The sequence below is a fragment of the Streptomyces sp. NPDC000229 genome, from assembly GCF_040300825.1.
Lineage (GTDB): Bacteria > Actinomycetota > Actinomycetes > Streptomycetales > Streptomycetaceae > Streptomyces.
Genome location: NZ_JBEPEL010000146.1, coordinates 1 through 6,690 on the forward strand (window position 1 = coordinate 1; position 6,690 = coordinate 6,690).

The 6,690-nt window shown below is 73.1% G+C and carries 6 protein-coding genes and 1 pseudogene; 4 read left to right on the forward strand and 3 right to left on the reverse strand.

The features are described from left to right. The 4 genes and pseudogenes from ABT360_RS34825 to ABT360_RS34840 all read left to right on the forward strand — a co-directional run. Window positions 1-260: pseudogene (locus ABT360_RS34825) on the forward strand (hypothetical protein); the annotation flags it as partial. Beyond that, window positions 257-679, forward strand: a complete 423-nt coding sequence (locus ABT360_RS34830; RefSeq protein WP_351825689.1) for a DUF4439 domain-containing protein — start codon at window positions 257-259, stop codon at window positions 677-679. The pseudogene ABT360_RS34825 and the gene ABT360_RS34830, both read left to right, overlap by 4 nt. Window positions 680-726: 47 nt before the next feature. Next, a complete protein-coding gene (locus ABT360_RS34835; protein ID WP_351825691.1) occupies window positions 727-1,620 on the forward strand; it encodes an aminoglycoside phosphotransferase family protein in 894 nt (297 codons plus the stop codon). 77 nt (window positions 1,621-1,697) lie between these two features. After that, window positions 1,698-2,693, forward strand: coding sequence for a slipin family protein (locus tag ABT360_RS34840; protein ID WP_351825693.1), 996 nt, complete (start codon window positions 1,698-1,700; stop codon window positions 2,691-2,693). A 250-nt stretch (window positions 2,694-2,943) separates the two neighbouring features. Here ABT360_RS34840 and ABT360_RS34845 read toward each other — a convergent pair whose 3' ends face one another. The 3 genes from ABT360_RS34845 to ABT360_RS34855 form a co-directional block, all read right to left on the reverse strand. Then, window positions 2,944-4,641 (reverse strand): proline--tRNA ligase, encoded by a 1,698-nt coding sequence (locus ABT360_RS34845; RefSeq protein WP_351825695.1) that lies wholly within the window; start codon window positions 4,639-4,641, stop codon window positions 2,944-2,946. A gap of 68 nt (window positions 4,642-4,709) precedes the next feature. Next, the gene (locus ABT360_RS34850; RefSeq protein WP_351825697.1) at window positions 4,710-5,249 is read right to left on the reverse strand and encodes a GNAT family N-acetyltransferase; all 540 of its coding nucleotides are present in this window, start codon (window positions 5,247-5,249) and stop codon (window positions 4,710-4,712) included. A 22-nt stretch (window positions 5,250-5,271) separates the two neighbouring features. Then, a complete protein-coding gene (locus tag ABT360_RS34855) occupies window positions 5,272-6,117 on the reverse strand; it encodes a GNAT family N-acetyltransferase (RefSeq protein ID WP_351825699.1) in 846 nt (281 codons plus the stop codon). Window positions 6,118-6,690 lie beyond the last annotated feature (573 nt).

Below are 6,690 nucleotides of genomic sequence, written 5' to 3' on the forward strand. Positions count from 1 at the left end.
GGGCCTTCCTGCTCCGGACCGTTCTGATCATCGCGGCCGTTCTCCTGTGGACCGCGGCCGGGGCGCTGTCCGTGAGCGGCGTGCCCGCCGATCCCGGGGTCGCCGTGGCGGAGCTCGCGGTGGCGGCGCGGCGGGCCGCCGACGCGCACGCCGCCGCCCTGTTGGGCGCTCCGCCCGAGTACGCCCGGCTGCTGGCGTCCGTCGCGGCGGCGGCAGCCGCGCACGCGTACCTGCTCACCAGCGAAGGGACCCCGTCATGAGGGAGGCCGCCCTGGAGGCCGCGCAGGCTGCTCTCGCCGCCGAACACGCCGCGGTGTACGGATACGGGGTCGTCGGCGGCCGGGTCGGCGACGGGCGGGTGGCGGAGGCGACCGCCGCGTACGACGCGCACCGGGCCCGGCGGGACGCGCTGGCCCGCGCGGTGCGCGACCTGGGCGGGAAGCCCGCCGCGTCCGCCGCCGCGTACGCGCTGCCGTTCCCGGTGCCGGACGCGGACGCGGCCGTGCGGCTGGCCGCCGAGCTGGAGGACCGGGTCGCGGGCGTCTACTCCGACCTCGTCCGGGCCGCCGAGGGGCCGCTGCGGCGGGAGGCGGCGAGCGCGCTGCGGGAGGCCGCGGTGCGGGCCGTGCGGTGGCGGGGCAGCGGCGTAGCCTTTCCTGGGCTCGCCGAGCGATTGTGAGCCCGGGCTACTGTGAGCCCCGGCTTTCGAGAGGGAACAACGCACGCATGGGTTTTGAACCGCCGCAGCGACTGGTGCGGGCTCTGGGCGAGACGTACGGCGACGCGGCCGCCGGCGACTGGCTCGCCCGGCTTCCGGAGCTCGCCCGGCAGGCGGTGGACCTGCGGCACCTGGACGTCGAACGGGTGATCGCGCCGGGCGGCCGCAGCAGTCTGGTCGTCCTCGTACGGCTGCCGGACGGCACCCCGGCAGCGCTGAAGGTGGCGCCGCCGTTCGCCGCGCCGGACCTGGAGCGGGCGGCGCTCGCGCACTGGAACGGCTGGGGCGCGGTGCGGCTGCTGGACATGGACGGGCCGGACCTGCTGCTGGAGCGGCTGCACACCGAGGTGGGCCTGCGGTCCCTGCCGGAGGCCAAGGCGCTGCTGGAGGCCGCCGGCACCGTGCGCCGCCTGTGGGTGGCCCCGCCGGACGGCCACGGTTTCGAGTCGGTCGCCGAGCGGACCGCCCGGCAGGCGGAGGCGATGCGGGCGGTGAAGGACGCGGAGACGGCCGAGCTGGTGTCGGCGGCGCTCCGCGCCCGGGAGGAGCTGGTCGCGGACGCCCCCGAGGAGTTTCTGCTGCACGGGAACTTCCGGCAGGGCAAGGTGCTGGCCGGGGACCGGGCTCCCTGGCTGGCCGTGGGCCCGGATCCGCTCGTGGGCGAACGCGCGTACGACCTGGCGCGGCTGGTCCGCGACCGGGTCGAGGACCTCGTCGCGGCGGCCTCGGGCCCGACGTCCGGGCGCCGCCGGGTGAACAAGCTGGCCGATTCCCTGGACGTGGACCGTGAGCGGCTGCGCGGCTGGACGCTGTTCCGGGCCGTGGAGTCGGGGACACGGGCCCTGGCGGCCGGGCGGCGGCAGGACGGCGAGCTGCTGCTGGAATTCGCCGGCTGGCTCTAGAACTCCCCGAATGGCCCCATCGGTGCGATATTGGGCATAACACACCCGTACCACCCGGCTAGGACGGGAGGGCTGTCATGGTCGAGGAACTGCTGGCAGCGGCAGCGGCGGTGGGCTCGGCCGCCGTGGTGTACGTGGCGGCCGCCGCCAAGGTCGTCAAGCAGTACGAGAAGGGCGTGGTCCTGCGCTTCGGCCGGCTCCGCAGCGGCGTCCGGGGGCCGGGCTTCACCATGGTGGTCCCGTTCATCGACCGGATGCACAAGGTGAACATGCAGATCGTGACCATGCCGGTGCCCGCACAGGACGGCATCACCCGCGACAACGTCACGGTCAGGGTCGACGCGGTGATCTACTTCAAGGTCGTCGACGCGGCGGCGGCGATCATTCGCGTCGAGGACTACCGGTTCGCGGTCTCCCAGATCGCACAGACCTCCCTGCGCTCGATCATCGGCAAGAGCGACCTGGACGACCTGCTCTCCAACCGCGAGAAGCTCAACCAGGGGCTGGAGCTGATGATCGACAACCCGGCCGTGGAGTGGGGTGTGACCATCGACCGGGTCGAGATCAAGGACGTCTCCCTGCCGGAGACGATGAAGCGCTCCATGGCCCGCCAGGCCGAGGCCGACCGCGAGCGGCGGGCCCGGGTCATCAACGCGGACGCGGAACTCCAGGCGTCGAAGAAGCTGGCCGAGGCGGCGGGAGTGATGTCGGAGACGCCGTCCGCCCTCCAGCTGCGGCTGCTGCAGACGATCGTGGCCGTCGCCGCCGAGAAGAACTCGACGCTGGTGCTGCCCTTCCCGGTGGAACTGCTGCGCTTCCTGGAGCGGGCCGCCCAGCCGGGGCCGCAGCCCGTCCAGGAGCAGCCCGCTCGGCGACCGCCCGCCGAGGAACAGCGAGCTCAACAACCGCATCCGGAGCCTGAGCCGGTCCAGCAGGCCCTGCCGTATTCCGGACTGCACGTCCACGACCCGCACATGCACGAGCCCCTCGACGCGCGCGAGCCGCCGATACGCGAACCGGCGCCGGCGCCCCATGTGCGGGACGACGACGCCGGTACGGCGGGCTGCATCTGACGCTCCCGTGGCCGAGCCCCGTCCGGGGCTCCGGCCTGGCGGCACGCCAAGGTCAGCGCCCCATCGGGCGCCGCCCGGGCCCTCCGGCCCGGCGCCGCGCGGGATCCCCGAGCGGGGCTCACGAGCTCCCGCACCTCCCGGTTCGCTCGCGCGTCCGGGGGCCCGGCGCGGGGCTCTCGCGACTCCCAGGCTCCCGCGGGTCCGGGTCCGGACGAGGCTCGCGTGCGCCGGGGTTCCCGCGCGGGCGGGCCTACAGGGCGCTGAGGCGGGCGATCGCCTCGTCGACCGTCAGCTCCTCGCGCTCGCCGGTGCGGCGGTCCTTCAGCTCGACGACACCCTCGCCGGAGCGGCGACCGGCGACGAGGATCTTCGGTACGCCGATGAGCTCGGCGTCCGTGAACTTCACGCCCGGCGACACCCCGGCCCGGTCGTCGACCAGGACCCTCAGGCCCGCCTCGCCGAGCTTGCCGGCGACGTCGAGCGCGAGCTCGGTCTGGAGCGCCTTGCCGGCCGCGACGACGTGGACGTCGGCCGGGGCGATCTCGCGGGGCCAGCACAGGCCCTGCTCGTCGGCGTGCTGCTCGGCCAGGGCGGCGACCGCGCGGGAGACGCCGATGCCGTACGAGCCCATGGTGACGCGGACCGGCTTGCCGTTCTGGCCCAGGACGTCGAGCTGGAAGGCGTCGGCGTACTTGCGGCCGAGCTGGAAGATGTGGCCGATCTCGATGGCCCGGTCGATCTTGAGGTCGGAGCCGCAGTTCGGGCAGGGGTCGCCCTCCTCCACCACGACGACGTCCAGGTACTGGTCCACCTCGAAGTCGCGCCCGGCGACGACGTTCTTCGCGTGCGTGTCCGGCTTGTTGGCACCGGTGATCCAGGCCGTGCCGGGCGAGACACGCGGGTCGGCGATGTACCGGACCTTGTCGAGCCCCTGCGGGCCGACGTAGCCGCGTACGAGGTCGTCGCGGCCCTCGAAGTCCTCGGCGGTGACGAGCTCGACGGTGGCCGGGGCCAGGTGGTCCTCCAGCTTGCCGAGGTCCACCTCGCGGTCGCCGGGCACACCGACGGCGACGATCTGGCCGTCGACCTTGACCAGCAGGTTCTTCAGCGTGTGGGAGGCCGGGACGCCCAGGTGCGCGGCGAGCGTCTCGATGGTCGGCGTGTCGGGGGTGTCCAGCTCCTCGACCGGGCCGTGCGCGGCGGGGTCCTCCGGCTGCTGCGTGAACGTGACGGCCTCGGTGTTGGCGGCGTAGTCGCAGTTCGGGCAGTAGACGAAGGTGTCCTCGCCCGCGGCGGCCGGGGCGAGGAACTCCTCCGACGCGGAGCCGCCCATGGCGCCCGAGACGGCGGAGACGATCTTGTGCCTGAGGCCGAGCCGGTCGAAGATCTTGATGTACGCCTGGCGGTGCAGCGCGTACGACTCGGCCAGGCCCTCGTCCGTGGTGTCGAAGGAGTACGAGTCCTTCATCTGGAACTCACGGCCGCGCAGGATGCCGGAACGGGGACGGGCCTCGTCGCGGTACTTCGTCTGGATCTGGTAGAGGATCACCGGCAGGTCCTTGTAGGACGTGCACTGGTCCTTGACCAGCTGGGTGAAGATCTCCTCGTGGGTGGGGCCGAGCAGGTAGTCGGCGCCCTTGCGGTCCTTGAGGCGGAACAGCTCGGCGCCGTACTCCTCCCAGCGGCCCGTCGCCTCGTACGGCTCCTTGGGCAGCACCGCGGGCAGCAGGACCTCCTGCGCGCCGATCGCGTCCATCTCCTCGCGCACCACGCGGGAGACGTTCTCCAGGACCTTCATGCCCAGCGGCAGCCAGGACCAGATGCCCGCGGCGTTGCGGCGTACGTAACCGGCGCGGACGAGCAGCTTGTGGCTGAGCGTCTCGGCGTCCGCCGGGTCGTCGCGCAGTGTCTTGACCATCAACCGGGACATGCGCTGGACCTGGGCCATGGGGAACTCTCCTGCGGTGAAAAGTGTGATGGCTAGGAGGTTAGCCCTGGGGCGGCTGCCGAAGGAAATCAGTTCGGCCGTAGCAACGGCAGTGGCGCGCCCATCACCGCGTAGGGCTTCGCGGCGCTCGGGAAGTGGACCCGCCGGGCGAGGTCCCGGTAGCCGAGGGCGCGGTACAGGAACCGGGCCGGGTTCTCGATGTCGATGGCCGAGAGAATGGAACGCGGCTGCTCGGCGGCGTCCGTGATGGTGGTGATCAGCTCACGGCCGATGCCCCGGCCCTGGAAGCCGGGATGGACGTGGAGCTCGGTGATGACGAAGGAGTCGTCGAGCCAGTCGTCGTTGCCCTCACGGACGAGGTAGGGCTGGACGACCGTCGACCACCAGTGCGTGCGGTCGTTGGGCATCCCGTACACGAAGCCGACGAGCCGCCCCGCGGCTGTCGTCGCGCCGTACGCGCACGCGCCCGGGTTCTGCAGGTGGCGCAGCACGATGTGGCGACGTACCGCGACCTCGTCCTCGGACAGCCCGAAGGCGAGGGCCTGCACGGCGAGGGCGTCGTCCACGCGTGCGGCGAGGTCGACCGGTCGGACCACGACGTCATCCATGCGACCGAACCTTACAAGCGCTTCAGAAGAGCACGCTCATGAAGGCCCCGACCTCCTGGAAGCCGACGCGGCGGTACGCGGCCCTCGCCGGGAGGTTGTAGTCGTTGACGTACAGCGACACGACCGGCGCGACGTCGGCGAGCGCGTAGCGGAGCACGGCGGCCATGCCGGTCTCGGACAGGCCGCGGCCGCGGTACTCGGGGGCGACCCAGACGCCCTGGATCTGGCAGGCCTGGGGGGTCGCCGCGCCGATCTCGGCCTTGAAGACGACCTTGCCGTCCTCGATACGGGCGAAGGAGCGGCCGGTGCCGACGAGTTCGGCGACGCGCGCCTGGTAGAGCAGGCCGCCGTCTCCCGCCATGGGCGAGATGCCGACCTCCTCGGTGAACATGGCCACGCACGCCGGCATGATCACGTCCATCTCGTCCTTGCGGATGCGGCGGACGTACGGGTCGGGCTCGACGTCCGGGGACGGGCGGTCGGTGACCATCAGCGGCTGTTGGGCGCGGACGTCGCGCGCCGGGCCCCAGCTCGGTTCGAGGAGCCGCCACAGCTGGGCGGTGGGCTCGGCGGGGCCGACGATCGAGGAGCAGCGGCGGCCGGCCCGGCGGGCGCGGTCGGCGAAGGCGCGGACGGCTTCGGGCGTGGCGCAGATGGGGACGAGGTTGGCGCCGGAGTAGCAGAGCGAGCGCAACTGCCCGTCCGCGTACCAGCCCCACATCTCGCCGCCGAGGCGCCAGGGGTCGAGACCCGCGGCCTGCACACGGGAGGTGACGAACGCGTTGGTGACGGGTTCGCTCTCCAGGACGGCGAGCGCGGCGCCGAGATCACTGGGCTCGAGGACCCGGGTGGTGGTCTGCGTCAACACGAGGGGGCCTCACCATGCGTTCCATACGGGTCCTGGCACTGTACCTGGCGGTGCGGGTGCAACGGCAGGACGCGGGTGCGCTGCCCAGTCCCGCTGCGGGGCGGTGCCGTCCGCCGGCCGCCGCCGTGGGCAGTCGCCGTGCCGGGGGCGCGACCGGGGTCCCTCCCCCGGTTGGGGGCCAGTCGCCCTGCGGGGCCGGGGTTCCTTCCCCGTTGTGGGCAGTCGACCTGCGAGGCCGGGGTTCCTTCCCCGTTGTGGGCAGTCGACCTGCGGGGCCGGGGTCCCTCCCCCGTTGTGGGCAGTCGTCCCGCAGGGCGGGACGGGTGGGCGCAACGGGACGGGGCGGTGCCTGTTCGCGGGACGCCCCGGGGGCGGTGCCATTTTTCCCGGTGCCGCACGGGGCGGTGGCCGTTCGGGCGGCCACCTCCGGTGCGTGGGGGCGGGGCCCCTCCGGGCTCACCTCCTCGAGGCCGGCGGCCTTGGGTCGCTTGCACGGGAGCCCGCCCTTCGCCGCCGGCCTCAGCAAGACCACACGACAGAACACCAGTCACATCCACACCAATCGCGTATTCC

What these genes read in the sequence shown, in the direction of transcription:
- ABT360_RS34830 (WP_351825689.1), top strand. Translation starts at nt 257, where the DNA reads ATGAGGGAGGCCGCCCTGGAGGCCGCGCAGGCTGCTCTCGCCGCCGAA.
- ABT360_RS34845 (WP_351825695.1), bottom strand. Translation starts at nt 4,641, where the DNA reads ATGGCCCAGGTCCAGCGCATGTCCCGGTTGATGGTCAAGACACTGCGC.
- ABT360_RS34850 (WP_351825697.1), bottom strand. Translation starts at nt 5,249, where the DNA reads ATGGATGACGTCGTGGTCCGACCGGTCGACCTCGCCGCACGCGTGGAC.
- ABT360_RS34835 (WP_351825691.1), top strand. Translation starts at nt 727, where the DNA reads ATGGGTTTTGAACCGCCGCAGCGACTGGTGCGGGCTCTGGGCGAGACG.
- ABT360_RS34840 (WP_351825693.1), top strand. Translation starts at nt 1,698, where the DNA reads ATGGTCGAGGAACTGCTGGCAGCGGCAGCGGCGGTGGGCTCGGCCGCC.